Genomic DNA, 14,902 nt, shown 5'->3' on the forward strand with positions numbered 1-14,902 from the left:
GCGGGAATGGGTAACCCGCTGGCCCGGCTCAGACGCCGGGGCAAGGACATTGCAGAGGCCGGCGCCACCAAGGCCACCGACGCCGCCGCACCGGAGCAGCCGGACGCCGACGACGACGCGGCGACCGGCCCCGTCAGCGCCGCAGGCAGCTCGGAGGCCAGGCCGTCCACGAAGCCGCAGGCGGGAGGCGAGGGGCGTAACCGGTTCGGCGCCTGGCTGAGCCGGCCCATGACCTCGTTCCACCTGATCATCGCCGTGGCCGGGCTGCTGACGACGCTCGGTTTGATCATGGTGCTGTCGGCCTCGGGCGTGCGGTCCTACGACGCCGACGGGTCGGCCTGGGTGATCTTCGGCAAGCAGGTGCTGTGGACGGTGATCGGCCTGATCGCCTGCTACGCCTCGCTGCGCATGTCGGTCCGGTTCATCCGCCGCGTCGCCTTCACCGGCTACGTCGTCACCGTCATCCTGCTCGTGCTCGTGCTGGTGCCCGGCATCGGCAACCTGGCCAACGGGTCCCGGAAGTGGTTCGTCATCGCCGGCTTCTCGATGCAGCCCTCGGAGTTGGCGAAGATCGCCTTCGCCATCTGGGGCGCGCACCTGCTGGCGGCACGCCGCCTGGAGCGCGCCTCGCTGCGCGAGATGCTGATCCCGCTGGTGCCGGCGGCGGTCATCGCGCTGGCGCTGATCGTCGCCCAGCCTGACCTGGGGCAGACGGTGTCGCTGGGCATCATCCTGCTGGCGTTGTTGTGGTACGCCGGGCTGCCGCTGCGCGTCTTCGCCACCTCGCTGCTGGCCGTCTTCATGGCGGGCGCGGTCCTGGCCATGTCCGCGGGTTACCGCTCGGACCGGGTGAAGTCCTGGATGAACCCCGAGAACGACCCCATGGACACCGGCTACCAGGCCCGCCAGGCGAAGTTCGCCCTGGCCCACGGGGGGATCTTCGGCGACGGCCTGGGCCAGGGCGTCGCGAAGTGGAACTACCTGCCCAACGCCCACAACGACTTCATCTTCGCGATCATCGGCGAGGAGCTGGGCTTCGTCGGCGCGTTCGGGCTGCTGGTGCTCTTCGGGTTGTTCGCCTACACCGGGATGCGCATCGCCCGCCGGTCGGCCGACCCCTTCCTGCGGCTCCTAACCGCCACGACGACGATGTGGGTGCTGGGCCAGGCGTTCATCAACATCGGTTACGTGATCGGGATCCTGCCGGTCACCGGCATCCAGCTGCCGCTCATCTCAGCGGGTGGAACTTCCACGGCTGCAACGCTTTTCATGATCGGCATCATGGCCAACGCGGCCCGTCACGAACCGGAGGCGGTGGCCGCGCTGCGCGCCGGCCGTGACGACAAGGTGAACCGCTTCCTGCGGCTGCCGCTGCCGCAGCCGTACGTGCCGACGCGGCTGGAATCGTTCCGCGACCGCAAGCGCGGCGGCAAGCAACCGGGCAAGGGAAGCCCGCCGCGCAACGGCGCGCGCAAGCCCGCCCGCACGGCCCAGGAACCGCTGCGGCCGGCGTTCTCCCGCACAGCCGCACGGCCGGCGCGCAGGGCGGTGCATCATGGATCTGGCCAGCGCTCCGCCACTCGCGGGGCCGGCCAGCGTCAGGCACGGCGCGCACGCGCACTGGAAGGTCAGCGTTACGGGTGAACGACACGGTCAGCAAGCCGACCGGCGGGCGGGGGACAAGTCCCCAGCCCGCCGGTGCCGCGTTGTCGGCATTTAAACCCCTGTCGGTCGTGCTGGCCGGCGGGGGCACCGCGGGCCACGTCGAGCCCGCGATGGCGGTGGCCGACGCGCTCAGCGCACTCGATCCGCAGGTGCGCATCACCGCGCTCGGCACCCACCGCGGGCTGGAGACCAGGCTGGTGCCCCAGCGCGGCTACCACCTCGAGCTGATCACGCCGGTGCCGCTGCCGCGCAAGCCCAGCGGCGACCTCGCGCGGCTGCCCCCGCGGGTGTGGCGCGCGGTCCGCGAGACCCGCGCGGTGCTCGACGCGGTGGACGCCGACGTCATCATCGGTTTCGGTGGGTACGTGGCGCTGCCGGCCTACCTCGCCGCCCGCGGGATTCCCCGCGGCCTCAGCCGTCGGCGACGCGTCCCGGTGCTGATCCACGAAGCGAACGCCAGCGCCGGCCTGGCCAACCGCGTCGGCGCCCGCGGCGCCGACCGGGTGCTGTCCGCGGTTCCCGACTGCGGTTTGCCGCGCGCCGAGGTGGTGGGGGTGCCGGTGCGGGCGGCCATCACGTCGCTGGACCGCGCGGCGCTGCGCGCCGAGGCGCGCAGGCATTTCGGCTTCGCCGAGGACGCGCGGGTGTTGCTGGTGTTCGGCGGTTCGCAGGGGGCCGTGTCGCTCAACCGGGCCGTGTCCGGCGCCGCCGCCGACCTGGCGGCCGCGGGCGTGTCGGTGCTGCACGCGCACGGGCCGAAGAACACCCTCGACCTGCGGGAGAGCCAACCGGGCGATCCGCCGTACGTCGCGGTGCCCTACCTCGACCGGATGGACCTGGCCTACGCCGCCGCCGACCTGGCGATCTGCCGGTCCGGCGCCATGACCGTCGCCGAGGTCTCGGCGGTCGGGCTGCCGGCCATCTACGTGCCGCTGCCGATCGGCAACGGCGAACAGCGGCTCAACGCGCTGCCGGTGGTCAACGGCGGGGGCGGCATGGTGGTCGCCGACGCCGCGCTGACGCCGGAACTGGTGGCCCGCGAGGTGTCCGCCCTGCTCAACGACCCGCCCCGGTTGGCGGCTATGACGACGGCCGCCGCGCGGGTCGGGCACCCCGACGCGGCGCGCCAGGTGGCGCAGGCGGCGCTGGACATCGCCAGGAAGGCAGCCGCGGGAGGGCGGCGGTGAACGCCGAACAGCTGCCGCCCGAGCTGCAGCGGGTGCACATGGTGGGCATCGGCGGAGCCGGCATGTCGGGCATCGCCCGCATCCTGCTGGACCGCGGCGCGCTGGTCTCGGGGTCCGATGCCAAGGAGTCCCGCGGCGTGCACGCCCTGCGCGCCCGGGGCGCCTCGATCCGCATCGGCCACGACGCGTCGTCGCTCGACCTGCTGCCGGGCGGCCCGACGGCGGTCATCACCACCCACGCCGCCATTCCGAAGACCAACCCCGAGCTCGTCGAGGCCCGCCGGCGGGGCATTCCGATCATCCTGCGCCCGGCGGTGCTGGCCAAGCTGATGGACGGGCGCACCACGCTGATGGTCACCGGCACGCACGGCAAGACGACGACGACGTCGATGTTGATCGTGGCGCTGCAGCACTGCGGGCGCGACCCGTCGTTCGCGGTCGGCGGTGAAATGGGGGAGGCCGGCACCAACGCGCATCACGGCAGCGGTGACTGCTTCGTGGCGGAGGCCGACGAGAGCGACGGCTCGCTGCTGGAATACACGCCGAACGTCGCCGTGGTCACCAACATCGAGACCGATCACCTGGATTTCTACGGCAGCGCCGACGCCTACGTCGGGGTGTTCGACGCCTTCGTGGAGCGGCTGGCCCCGGGTGGGGCGTTAGTGGTGTGCGTCGACGATCCGGGCGCGGCCGCGCTGGCGGACCGCACGGCCGAGCTGGGAATCCGGGTGCTGCGTTATGGATCCGACCCGGGCGTGGACCAGGCCGCCACCCTGCTGTCCTGGGAGCAGCAGGGCACCGAGGCGGTCGCCCACGTCCAGCTGGCGGGCGAACAGCATCCCCGCGTGATGCGGCTGTCGGTGCCCGGTCGGCACATGGCGCTCAACGCGCTGGGCGCCCTGCTCGCCGCGCTCGAGATCGGCGCCCCGGCGGACGCGGTGCTGGACGGGCTGGCCGGTTTCGAGGGAGTCCGCCGGCGGTTCGAACTGGTCGGCAACTCCGGGTCGGTGCGCGTCTTCGACGACTACGCCCACCATCCCACCGAGATCAGCGCGACGCTGGCCGCCGTCCGCACGGTCCTCGAGCAGAGCTCCGGCGGCCGCAGCCTCGTGGTTTTTCAGCCTCACTTATATTCGCGCACAAAGGAATTCGCCGCGGAATTCGGTCGCGCGCTGGACGCCGCCGACGAGGTGTTCGTCCTCGACGTGTACGGCGCCCGCGAACAACCGCTGGCCGGGGTCAGCGGCGCCAGCGTCGCCGAGCACGTCAGCGTGCCCGTGCGCTACCTGCCGGACTTCTCCGCGGTCGCCGAGCAGGTGGCCGCGGCTGCCGGCCCGGGCGACGTCATCGTCACGATGGGCGCGGGCGACGTGACCCTGCTCGGGCCGGAGATCGTCACCGAGCTGCGGATCCGGGACAACCGCAGCGCGCCCGGCCGGCCGGGAGTGCCGCGATGACCCAGCCGGACGACCCCGTGGGTGTCGCCGGCGAATCGGCCTCCGGTTCGGCGGACGGCGCGATCACCGAACCGATCTTCGCCGCGGGGCCCGACGTCGAGAAGCCCACGGAGGACGAGGAATTCGAGGGGCCGCGCCGACGGGCGCGCCGGGAAAGAGCCGAGCGCCGCGCGGCGCAGGCACGCGCCACCGCCATCGAAGAGGCCCGCCGGGAGGCCAAACGCCGGGCCACCGGCCGCGCGGCCGACGAGCCCAAACCCGTGGCCCGGGGTGTGGTCCGCGGCCTGAAGATGCTGTTGGTGACGGTGCTGCTGGTCGCCCTCGGGATCGGGCTCGCGCTGATCCTGTACTTCACCCCCGCGATGTCGGCCCGCAACATCGTCGTCGTCGGCACCGGGGTGGTGACCCGGGAAGAGGTGTTGGACGCCGCCCGGGTGCGGCCGGGCACGCCGCTGCTGCAGATCAACACCAACCAGGTCGCCGACCGGGTGGCCGCCATCCGGCGGGTGGCCAGCGCCCGGGTGCAGCGCCAGTACCCGTCCGCGCTGCGCATCACCATCGTCGAGCGAATCGCGGTGGCGGTGAAGGACTTTCCCGACGGCCCGCACCTGTTCGACCGCGACGGCGTCGACTTCGCGACCGGGCCGCCGCCGCCGGCGCTGCCGTACCTCGACGTCGCCAACCCGGGCCCCAACGACCCGGCGACCAAGGCCGCGCTGCAGGTGCTGACCGCGCTGCGACCCGAGGTCGCGGGCCAGGTGGGCCGGGTCGCGGCCCCCTCGGTCGCCTCGATCACGCTGACGCTGGGCGATGGCCGGGTCGTCATCTGGGGGACGACCGATCGCACCGACGAGAAGGCCGAGAAGCTGGCCGCGCTGCTGACCCAGCCCGGACGGACCTACGACGTGTCGAGCCCCGACCTGCCGACGGTGAAGTAGCGACGCCGGTCAAGCGCGGCGTGTGACGGTCGTAACAGAAAAAATTTGCGAGCCGCGCGTCGGCGCGCCTGCGGGGTTAGGGCGCGCCATGCCCATACCGTTCTGGTTGCGCGGAACTACTTGACATAACTCTAACTCTATGGTTGAGGTTGAGGGTTTGCCAGGGGGACCGTGAGTGACCGGAGAAACCGAATCCCCACCAGGGAGGAAGACGAGATGATGACCCCCCCGCATAACTACCTGGCCGTCATCAAGGTTGTGGGTATCGGTGGTGGCGGCGTCAACGCCGTCAACCGGATGATCGAACAGGGCCTCAAGGGCGTGGAGTTCATCGCGATCAACACCGATGCGCAGGCGCTGTTGATGAGCGATGCCGACGTCAAGCTCGACGTCGGCCGCGACTCCACCCGCGGGCTCGGCGCCGGGGCCGACCCGGAGGTCGGCCGCAAGGCCGCCGAGGACGCCAAGGACGAGATCGAGGAGCTGCTGCGTGGCGCGGACATGGTGTTCGTGACCGCCGGCGAGGGCGGCGGCACGGGCACCGGCGGCGCGCCCGTCGTCGCCAGCATCGCCCGCAAGCTGGGCGCGCTGACCGTCGGCGTGGTCACCCGGCCGTTCTCCTTCGAGGGCAAGCGGCGCGGTTCGCAGGCCGAAGGCGGCATCAACACGCTGCGGGAAAGCTGCGACACCCTGATCGTCATCCCCAACGACCGGTTGCTGCAGATGGGCGACGCCGCGGTGTCCCTGATGGACGCTTTCCGCAGCGCCGATGAGGTGCTCCTCAACGGCGTGCAGGGCATCACCGACCTGATCACCACGCCGGGCCTGATCAACGTCGACTTCGCCGACGTCAAGGGCATCATGTCCGGCGCGGGGACCGCGCTGATGGGCATCGGCTCGGCCCGCGGCGAGGGCCGGTCGCTCAAGGCCGCCGAGATCGCGATCAATTCACCCCTGCTGGAGCAGTCCATGGAGGGCGCCCAGGGCGTGCTGATGTCGATCGCCGGCGGCAGCGACCTGGGCCTGTTCGAGATCAACGAGGCCGCCTCGCTGGTGCAGGACGCCGCCCACCAGGACGCCAACATCATCTTCGGGACCGTCATCGACGACTCCCTCGGCGACGAGGTGCGCGTCACCGTCATCGCCGCGGGCTTCAGCGCGACCGGTCCCGGTCGCAGACCGGTCACCGGGGACAGCGCCGCCGAAAAAGGCGGCGCGCACCGCATCGAATCGGCGAAGGCCGGCAAGCTCACCTCGACACTGTTTGAACCCGTCGACGCGGTCAGCGTCCCGGTTCACACCAACGGCGCCACGCTGAATATCGGTGGCGACGACGACGACGTCGACGTGCCGCCGTTCATGCGCCGCTGAGGGTCTCGAAATGCTTGCCAGTGCGCGACAAACCGGCCACGAAAAGCACGGGCAGGATGGCGCTGCCCGCTGGCAGCCGGGGGGCTCCGGATACTGAAGAAGTGAGCGTGCGCATCCGGCGGGTGACCACCACCCGCGCCGGTGGTGTCTCGGGTCCACCGTTCGACACCTTCAACCTGGGCGACCACGTCGGCGACGATCCGGCGGCGGTGGCCGCCAACCGCAACCGGCTGGCCGCCGCCATCGGGCTCAAGCCCGAGCGCGTCGTGTGGATGGACCAGGTCCACGGTGACCGGGTGGAGGTGGTCGACCGGCCACGGGGCGGCGCGGTCGAGAACACCGACGCGCTGGTGACCGGCACCGCGCGGCTGGCTCTGGCGGTGGTGACGGCCGACTGCGTGCCGGTGTTGCTCGCCGACGCGCGCGCCGGAGTGGCCGCGGCCGTGCACGCAGGCCGCGTCGGCGCCCAGCGCGGGGTGGTGGCCCGCACCGTGGAGGCGATGGTCGAGCTGGGCGCGCGCCCCGAGGACATCTCGGCCCTGCTGGGCCCGGCGGTCAGCGGCCGCAACTACGAGGTGCCCGCGGCCATGGCCGACGAGGTGGAGGCCGCGCTGCCCGGCAGCCGCACCACCACCTCGGCGGGCACCCCCGGCCTCGATCTTCGGGCCGGAATCGCTTGCCAGTTAACGGATTTGGGTGTGAGGGCCATCGACATCGATCCGCGGTGCACGGTCGACGACCCGACGTTGTTCAGCCACCGCCGGGACGCGCCCACCGGCCGGCTGGCCTCCCTGGTGTGGATGGAGTGACCGCGATGGCGGTGGACATGCCTGCGGGGGGTGACCGCGAAACGGAATTGACCCACGCATTAGCGGCGGTGCGCTCGCGCCTTGCGGCGGCCGCCGAAGCGGCGGGTCGCAATGTCGGTGAAATCGAACTGCTGCCGATTACCAAATTCTTCCCAGCAACCGATGTGGTGACTTTGTCGCGTTTGGGTTGCCGGGCCGTTGGCGAATCGCGGGATCAGGAAGCATCGGAAAAAGTGAGCGAAGTCACCAAACTCTTATCGCGGGTGGACGTCCCGGCCATGCGCTGGCACATGGTGGGCCACATCCAGCGGAACAAGGCCCGCTCGGTCGCCCGCTGGGCGCATACCGCTCACTCGGTGGACAGCTCGCAATTGGTCAGCGCCCTCGATCGGGGCGTCTCGGCCGCCCTGGCGGAGGGCCGCCGCGCCGATCCGATGCGGATCTACGTCCAGATCAGCCTTGACGGCGACGAGTCGCGGGGCGGCGTCGACATCTCGCTGCCGGGCGCGGTCGACCAGCTTTGCGCGCAGGCCGAGGAGTCAAAACACCTGGAACTGGCCGGGCTGATGGCCATCCCGCCGCTGGGCTCGGACCCTGACGCGGCCTTCGGGCGCCTGCGAACGGAGCATCTGCGCGTGCTGGAATCGCATCCCAACGCCGTCGGACTGTCCGCCGGCATGTCCGACGATTTCGAAATTGCCGTCAAACACGGTTCGACATGTGTGCGTGTCGGTACCGCGCTATTGGGCCCGCGGCCGCTACCGTCACCGTATTAAGTCACTGTAGTCACATCTTCATCACTGACACCAAGCATCAGGGGCTAGAAGGGGTCAACGCAATGAGCACACTGCACAAAGTCAAGGCCTATTTCGGTATGGCCCCGATGGACGACTACGACGACGAGTATTACGACGACCACGCGCCCTCCCGCGGATTCCCGCGCCCCCGTTTCGACGACGGGTACGGCCGCTACGAGGGGCGCGACTACGACGACCCGCGCGAGCCCGCGGACTACCCGCCGCCTGGCGGCTACCGCGGCGGTTACGCGGAGGAGTCGCGGTACGGCGCCGTCCACCCCCGCGAGTTCGAGCGGCCCGAGATGGGCAGGCCGCGCTTCGGGTCCTGGCTGCGCAATTCGACCCGCGGCGCGCTGGCGATGGACCCGCGCCGGATGGCGATGATGTTCGAGGAGGGCCACCCGCTCTCCAAGATCACCACGCTGCGGCCCAAGGACTACAGCGAGGCCCGCACCATCGGCGAGCGGTTCCGCGACGGCACCCCCGTCATCATGGACCTGGTGTCGATGGACAACGCCGACGCGAAGCGGCTCGTCGACTTCGCGGCGGGCCTGGCCTTCGCGTTGCGCGGCTCCTTCGACAAGGTGGCCACCAAGGTGTTCCTGCTGTCGCCCGCCGACGTCGACGTGTCCCCGGAGGAGCGTCGCCGGATCGCCGAAACCGGCTTCTACGCTTACCAATAAACCCGGCTCGGCGGCGGCGGTCGGCCGCCACCTTCGCTGGCCGGGCGAGCTGAGATGTGGTCGAGGGCCCGGAGTCGGTACGCTGGCAGGCGCCGCGCATGCCTGCGGCGCATGACATCTCATCGGTAAGGTCGGGGCTCTTCAGTTGGTGCTGTTCTTTCAGATCCTTGGGTTTGCGCTGTTCATCTTCTGGCTGCTGCTCATCGCCCGGGTCGTCGTCGAGTTCATCCGATCGTTCAGCCGCGACTGGCATCCCACCGGCATCACCGTGGTGATCCTCGAGATCATCATGTCGATCACCGATCCGCCGGTGAAGTTGCTGCGCCGGCTGATCCCTCAGCTCACCATCGGGGCGGTCCGCTTCGACCTGTCCATCATGGTGCTGCTGCTGGTCGCGTTCATCGGCATGCAGCTCGCCTTCGGCGCCGCGGCCTAACCTTGTCTCCGGCGCCCTGCCTCCGGCGCCTTGTCTCCGGGCCGTTTCGCTCCCTGTCCGCGGGCCGGCTTCGGTGCCCGGAGACGGTTCGGCCACGTTTTCGCCTCGGTTTGGTGGCTGCGATTTAAAAATTCTAAGGTTTCGGATTTTATTGCCCTGAGCGTTTGAAATTGGTTCTTATTTATTGGCCTAAACAGCAACGGTCGCGCCTGGTGTGACAGGATGGACGGCAGTTGCACGACGGCTACCACTGCGTTCTACACTTTCCAGAACGTTAGACAGGAACTTGAGGGGACGAAACAATGCCGCTTACACCAGCCGACGTCCACAATGTGGCGTTCAGTAAGCCACCGATCGGCAAGCGGGGGTACAACGAAGACGAGGTCGACGCCTTCCTCGATCTGGTGGAAGCCGAGCTGACGCGGCTCATCGAAGAGAACAGCGATCTGCGTCAGCGGATCGAGGAGCTGGACCAGGAGCTGGCCTCCGGCGGCGGCGCGAGCGCCGCCCCAGCCGCCGCGGCCGCCCCCACTCAGGCGATTCCCGTCCCCGAGCCGGAGCCGGCCCCCAAGGCGGCGCCGGTGGCCGCGCCTGCCGCGTCCTCGTCGAGCAACGAGGAACAGGCCATGAAGGCGGCTCGGGTGCTCAGCCTGGCCCAGGACACCGCCGACCGGCTGACCAGCACGGCCAAGGCGGAGTCGGACAAGATGCTGGCCGACGCCCGCGCCAACGCCGACCAGATCCTCTCCGAGGCCCGCCAGACGGCCGAGACCACGGTCACCGAGGCCCGGCAGCGCGCCGACGCGATGCTCGCCGACGCCCAAACCCGTTCCGAGACCCAGCTGCGCCAGGCGCAGGAGAAGGCCGACGCCCTGCAGGCCGACGCCGAGCGCAAGCACTCCGAGATCATGGGAACGATCAACCAGCAGCGCACCGTCCTGGAAGGCCGGCTCGAGCAGCTGCGTACCTTCGAACGCGAATACCGGACCCGGCTCAAGACCTACCTGGAATCGCAGCTGGAGGAGCTCGGCCAGCGTGGATCGGCGGCGCCCGTCGACTCCAGTGCCGACGCCGGCGGGTTCGACCAATTCAATCGGGGTAACAACTAGCCTCACAGGCGTGCCGGACACTCGCCCAGCTGCGCGGTCGGCACACTAGACCTGCACACGAACTGGCTCTCCCGCTCGCCGCTTGGAGGATGACCGATGCTGATCATTGCGCTGGTGCTGGCCCTGGTCGGGCTCGTCGCGTTGGTGTTCGCCGTCGTCACGAGCAACGAGTTGGTGGCCTGGGTGTGCATCGGCGCCAGCGTGCTCGGCGTGGTCCTGTTGATCATCGACGCGTTGCAGGAGCGGCAGCGCCGCGACGCGGGCGCCACGGAGCAACACGAGGATGAGGCCGGCGAAGAGGCCGTCGACTACCCCGAGGAAGCAACCGAGGAAGCGCCCGACGAGGGCGCCCACGAAGCGCCGGCGGAAGCCGGCGCGCCGCCATCGGCGGAGGCGACCGAACAGTCGGCGGTGGCCGCGGAGGGTCGCGGCGACGAGGCCGCCAAGTAACACTCAGCAGGTGGGCGTGGCGAGTGTCTTGCGCACCTCGTCGTCGCTCACCTGATGGAAGTCGTCGTACACCTGGCCGACCGCTTCGAATCCGGGCGGCATCGTCACGCAGACCACCTCGTCCGCCTCGAGGGTGAGCTCACGGCAGGTCGACCGCGGTCCCACCGGCACCGCGACGACGATCGATCTCGGGCCCGCGGCTCGCACCGCCCGGACGGCGGCCAGCATGCTGGCCCCGGTCGCGATGCCGTCGTCGACCAGGATCACCACCTGGCCGCGGGGGTCGGCCGGCGCGCGATCGCCCCGGTACGCGCGCTCACGGCGGGCGAGTTCGGTTGTCTCGCTTCGGATTACCTCACGGACCTGCTCGTCGCTGATCTGCAGGCTCGAAACCACGTCGTCGTTCATCACGACGCCGCCGCCGCTGGCCAACGCGCCCATCGCGAGCTCCGACCACCGCGGCACCCCGAGCTTGCGGACCAGGAACACATCCAGCGGGGCGTGCAGCGCGGCGGCGATCTCCCACGCCACCGGCACGCCGCCGCGGGCGAGCCCGAACACCAGCACGTCGTCCCTGTCGCGGTAGGACACCAGCTGCTCGGCCAGCGCGCGACCGGCCTCGCGGCGGTCGCGGAAGGTGCGCGTCGCAGAGTGCCGGAGAAATCCGTCGGGTGCCATCGGTCGCGTTCCAGCCTACGGGCTCTCGCCCCGGCGGCCGAGGGGTCAGCGAACCCCGGTTTCTCCCGGGGCGTTCTGGCCGCCCGCATCCGAGACGGACGCGGTGACGAGGTGCTCGAACGTGCCGGTGACGTCCAGGATGCGGTCGAGGAATCGCGGTCGATGGTCGAGGTGCAGGAGCACACCGGCCTGAGCGCTTCGGCGGTGGACCAGCAGCAGGCCGGACAGGCCTGCGGAATCGCAGAAGACGAGTTCGGCCAGGTCGAGATGCAGGTCAGCGAGGTTGGGCTGGCGGGTGAGGAGCTGGACGGCGGTCTCGACCATCGCGTCCACGGTCTCGTAGACCAGATCACCGGAGACCCGCACGCAGGCCGACCGCCCGGAGGTGGTGGTGTTCAGAGACAGGTTCATTCGGACGCTCCTGGGCCTGCGTTGGCGGTGAGGGCATCGTTTGCTGCGGTCAGTAGGCGCTGGCCGCGGGGAAACTCGTTGAGCTGCACCGTCAGCGAATCCAGCGCCGGGTGCAGCGAAGCCGCCGGAACGCCGCGCGCGGTGAGGATTTCGGCGGTCCAGCTGATGAAGTCGGTGAACAGAGCGTCGTCGTCGGTGTAGAGACTCACGGTGAGGAAGTCGACGATGTGGGCGATGTCCTCGACGGTGCGCTGATGCTGCAGCGGGGAGTAGGCGCGCATGGCGGGAAAGCGGTCCTCCAGGTCGGCGACGGTGGACTTGACCAGCCGCGCCGCACTCCGGCTCACCATGGTGTATTCCTGGTCGGCCAGATGCGGCAGGTCATCGACGGGCTGGCGGTTGGACGCCCGCCGAACGGGGCTTAACCCGCGGCTCAGCCGCTCGTCGGCGGTGCGCGCGTCCGGCGCCCACGCGTCCGCCCCGAGCTGGCGGGCGAAGCGGCCGTCACGGCCGAACGCGGCGCCGCCGGCCAGGACGGGGAAGCCGGCGGATTGGCACGCGACGATCGCGGCGTGCGCGTTGGGTAACCGGGTGGGGATCGAGCAGGAGAGCGCGACGACGTCCGGGCCGTGCTGGTGCAGGTGGGCGACCAGGTGCGGGGTGGGCACCTGCGCGCCGAGGAAGTCGACCTGCCAGCCACGCAGCCGCAGGACCTCAGCAAGCAGCCGGGCGGGCAAAGCGTGCCACTCGCCGTCGACGCACGCCAGCGTGACCCGGCCGCCGTGGCTGGAGACCTTGCCGGCGGCGTGATGGGCCAGCGCGGCGATGACGCGATCGTTGATCGCCGAGGCGGCGTGTTCCTGCGCGACGCTGATCCTGTTCGCGGCCCATTCCGCGCCCACTTTGTGCTGGACGGGGGCGATCACCTCCAGCAGCACGTCCTCGGGCGTCATGCCCGCTTCCATCGCGGCGAACACGGTGGCGGCCGCGGCGTACTCGTCACGGTCGGTCAGGGCCCCCCAGAGCCGTTCGCGGACAACGAGATCGTCCGCGGCACCGGTGGCGGACGTCATGTCGGTGTCGTAGGACGTCATGCCACGTACCTGCCCCGGGTGTGCCCGTCGACGGCGCTGAGGTGGGTCCGCTGCGGGGCGGTGATGGCGACGACGGCGATGTCGTCGTGCACGCGTTGCCCCACCCAGTCCGAGGCCAGCATCAGGACGCGTTCGACGACCGCCTCGGCCGGCATCCCGGCGCAACCGGTCAGCGCGGCCGCCAGGCGCTGTTCGCCGAAGAAGTCGTCGCCGAGCGGGCCGCCGCGCGCTTCGGTGATGCCGTCGGTGTACAGCACGCACGTCTCGCCCGGCGCCAGCGAGGTCTCGAAAGATTGCACAGTGATGCGCTCCAGGGCGCCGACCAGTGTGCCCTTGGTGTTGGCCTCTTCCACTTGCCCGTTGTCGCGCACGATCAAGGGAGGGGGATGCCCGGCGCAGGTCAGGCGCAGCACCACCTGACCGTCCCGGTAGGCGACCGACGCCAGCACCAACGTCGCGAACCGCGTGTGGTCCGACGACAACATGGCACGGTTGAGCAGCGTGAGCACGCCCTCGTGGTCCTGCGCCAGCGGTGTCAGCGCCTGCAGCGTGTTGCGGATCTTGCCGGTCATCACGGCGGCCTCCAGGCCCTTCCCGCACACGTCGCCGAGCACCACCAGCGTCTCGTCCTCGGGACGTTGCGCGGGATGGAAGTCGTAGAAGTCGCCGCCGACGACCTCGTAATCCTTGGACGCCCGGTAGCCGCCGGCGAATTCGATGCCGTGCAGCCCGTGCAGCGGCGGGGGTAGCAGGTCACGCATCAGCGTGCGGGTGATGGCGGCCTGCTCGGCGTAGAGCCGCGCGGCGGACAGCGCAGCCCCCGCCCGGGCGGCGAACAAGCCGGCGAAGGTCTCCTCGTCGGCGGTGTACACCGGCCGACCGGTGCGCCGCAGCAACACCAACGCTCCGGCCGACACGCCGTGGCCCGGGAGCGTCAGGATCATCACGGACCCGGCCGCACCTGAGAAGTCTTGCGGGAGGAGCCAATCCGGAACCGAAACGGGGTCGATCCAGCTCGAGGAGACCGGCGGGAACCCATGCAGCGCCTCGCTCAACCCCGCCACCATCGCGGGGTCGGCGTCCACACTGCACTGCTCCACCGCCCCGGCCGCGGCGCTGTAGAAGACCGGAAGCCGACGTCCGCGGCCCGCGGGGGCCACCAGTACCGCCGCGTCCGCCAGGTGTTGGGCGGCCATCTGCACGGTCGCTTCCCTGCAGCGGTCGACGTTGAGCGAGGCCGTCAGCACCGACGACGCCTCGAGCAGGATCGCGGTGCGCTCCTGTTCCCGTGCCAGCGCTTCTTGGGCCTCGCGCAACAGCTGACCGGTGTCCTCGACCAGCGACCATGCCACCTCGCCGCTGGGCAGCACCGCCGCGTGCGCGTCGAACTTGCGGCTGCCCACGTTTCCCGATACCAGCGAGGCGTCCGGGCCGACCGAGTCGGGATGCAGCTGCACGAGGCGATGGTGCGCGTGCGAAAGCCATTCGACCGTCTCGTCGATTCGACCGCCCTGGGCCGCGCCTGGCAACAAGGACTCGGCGGACCCGCTCAAGGCCTGCACGATTCCCGCGCGGTCGATGACCAGGGTGGGACAGGGCACAGCGGCCCACAAGCCGTCGAGGTCGATCTCGACGCCTACGTGGGCACCATCATGCATGCGGTTGACCTGTCAACGCGGGGAGTCGGAGTTGGCTAGCGTTACGTCCGACTGTACGTGTGCGGAATTGCGGGAGAGATTCGCTCGTGCGGGCCGTGCGTCGAAGATGCAGTGCAGGAGCCATTTCTCGACCCCGACTACGGGACTGCGGCAGGCCCG

The 14,902-nt window shown here is 70.4% G+C and carries 14 protein-coding genes and 1 pseudogene; 11 read left to right on the forward strand and 4 right to left on the reverse strand.

The window, feature by feature from the left end:
• Positions 1–6 precede the first annotated feature (6 nt).
• The 11 genes from ftsW (at position 7) to A5701_RS21620 (ending at position 10,902) form a co-directional block, all read left to right on the forward strand.
• Positions 7–1,644, forward strand: coding sequence for a putative lipid II flippase FtsW (gene ftsW, locus A5701_RS21570; protein WP_067758588.1), 1,638 nt, complete (start codon positions 7–9; stop codon positions 1,642–1,644).
• The gene (gene murG / locus A5701_RS21575) at positions 1,641–2,852 is read left to right on the forward strand and encodes an undecaprenyldiphospho-muramoylpentapeptide beta-N-acetylglucosaminyltransferase (RefSeq protein WP_067758591.1); all 1,212 of its coding nucleotides are present in this window, start codon (positions 1,641–1,643) and stop codon (positions 2,850–2,852) included. Before ftsW ends, murG begins: the two co-directional genes overlap by 4 nt.
• Positions 2,849–4,309 (forward strand): UDP-N-acetylmuramate--L-alanine ligase, encoded by a 1,461-nt coding sequence (gene murC / locus A5701_RS21580; RefSeq protein ID WP_067758595.1) that lies wholly within the window; start codon positions 2,849–2,851, stop codon positions 4,307–4,309. The genes murG and murC overlap by 4 nt, the downstream gene beginning before the upstream one ends.
• A complete protein-coding gene (locus tag A5701_RS21585; RefSeq protein WP_067758598.1) occupies positions 4,306–5,247 on the forward strand; it encodes a cell division protein FtsQ/DivIB in 942 nt (313 codons plus the stop codon). Before murC ends, A5701_RS21585 begins: the two co-directional genes overlap by 4 nt.
• A 219-nt stretch (positions 5,248–5,466) precedes the next feature.
• On the forward strand, positions 5,467–6,618 hold the full coding sequence (ftsZ, locus tag A5701_RS21590; protein WP_067758682.1) for a cell division protein FtsZ: 1,152 nt from the start codon (positions 5,467–5,469) through the stop codon (positions 6,616–6,618).
• A gap of 101 nt (positions 6,619–6,719) precedes the next feature.
• Positions 6,720–7,427, forward strand: coding sequence for a peptidoglycan editing factor PgeF (gene pgeF, locus A5701_RS21595; RefSeq protein WP_067758601.1), 708 nt, complete (start codon positions 6,720–6,722; stop codon positions 7,425–7,427).
• 5 nt (positions 7,428–7,432) lie between these two features.
• A complete protein-coding gene (locus A5701_RS21600; protein WP_067758685.1) occupies positions 7,433–8,203 on the forward strand; it encodes a YggS family pyridoxal phosphate-dependent enzyme in 771 nt (256 codons plus the stop codon).
• 62 nt (positions 8,204–8,265) lie between these two features.
• Positions 8,266–8,907 (forward strand): cell division protein SepF, encoded by a 642-nt coding sequence (locus tag A5701_RS21605; RefSeq protein ID WP_067274456.1) that lies wholly within the window; start codon positions 8,266–8,268, stop codon positions 8,905–8,907.
• 145 nt (positions 8,908–9,052) lie between these two features.
• Positions 9,053–9,343 (forward strand): YggT family protein, encoded by a 291-nt coding sequence (locus tag A5701_RS21610; protein WP_007170773.1) that lies wholly within the window; start codon positions 9,053–9,055, stop codon positions 9,341–9,343.
• Between the two features lie 302 nt (positions 9,344–9,645).
• Positions 9,646–10,452 (forward strand): DivIVA domain-containing protein, encoded by an 807-nt coding sequence (locus tag A5701_RS21615; RefSeq protein WP_067758604.1) that lies wholly within the window; start codon positions 9,646–9,648, stop codon positions 10,450–10,452.
• Positions 10,453–10,548: 96 nt separating this feature from the next.
• Entirely contained in the window at positions 10,549–10,902 is a 354-nt protein-coding gene (locus tag A5701_RS21620) for a hypothetical protein (RefSeq protein ID WP_067758607.1), read from the forward strand.
• Positions 10,903–10,905: 3 nt separating this feature from the next.
• Here the strand turns inward: A5701_RS21620 and A5701_RS21625 are convergent.
• The 4 genes and pseudogenes from A5701_RS21625 to A5701_RS21640 all read right to left on the reverse strand — a co-directional run.
• A pseudogene (locus tag A5701_RS21625) lies at positions 10,906–11,586 on the reverse strand (phosphoribosyltransferase); the annotation flags it as partial.
• Between the two features lie 39 nt (positions 11,587–11,625).
• Positions 11,626–11,991, reverse strand: coding sequence for an STAS domain-containing protein (locus tag A5701_RS21630; RefSeq protein WP_067758613.1), 366 nt, complete (start codon positions 11,989–11,991; stop codon positions 11,626–11,628).
• Complete coding sequence (locus tag A5701_RS21635; RefSeq protein WP_067758615.1) at positions 11,988–13,085, reverse strand: B12-binding domain-containing protein; 1,098 nt, start codon at positions 13,083–13,085, stop codon at positions 11,988–11,990. The genes A5701_RS21630 and A5701_RS21635 overlap by 4 nt, the downstream gene beginning before the upstream one ends.
• A complete protein-coding gene (locus A5701_RS21640; RefSeq protein WP_067758618.1) occupies positions 13,082–14,743 on the reverse strand; it encodes a PP2C family protein-serine/threonine phosphatase in 1,662 nt (553 codons plus the stop codon). Before A5701_RS21640 ends, A5701_RS21635 begins: the two co-directional genes overlap by 4 nt.
• Between the last annotated feature and the right edge of the window lie 159 nt (positions 14,744–14,902).

The organism is Mycobacterium sp. E3305, assembly GCF_001666785.1.
Classification (GTDB): Bacteria; Actinomycetota; Actinomycetes; order Mycobacteriales; family Mycobacteriaceae; genus Mycobacterium.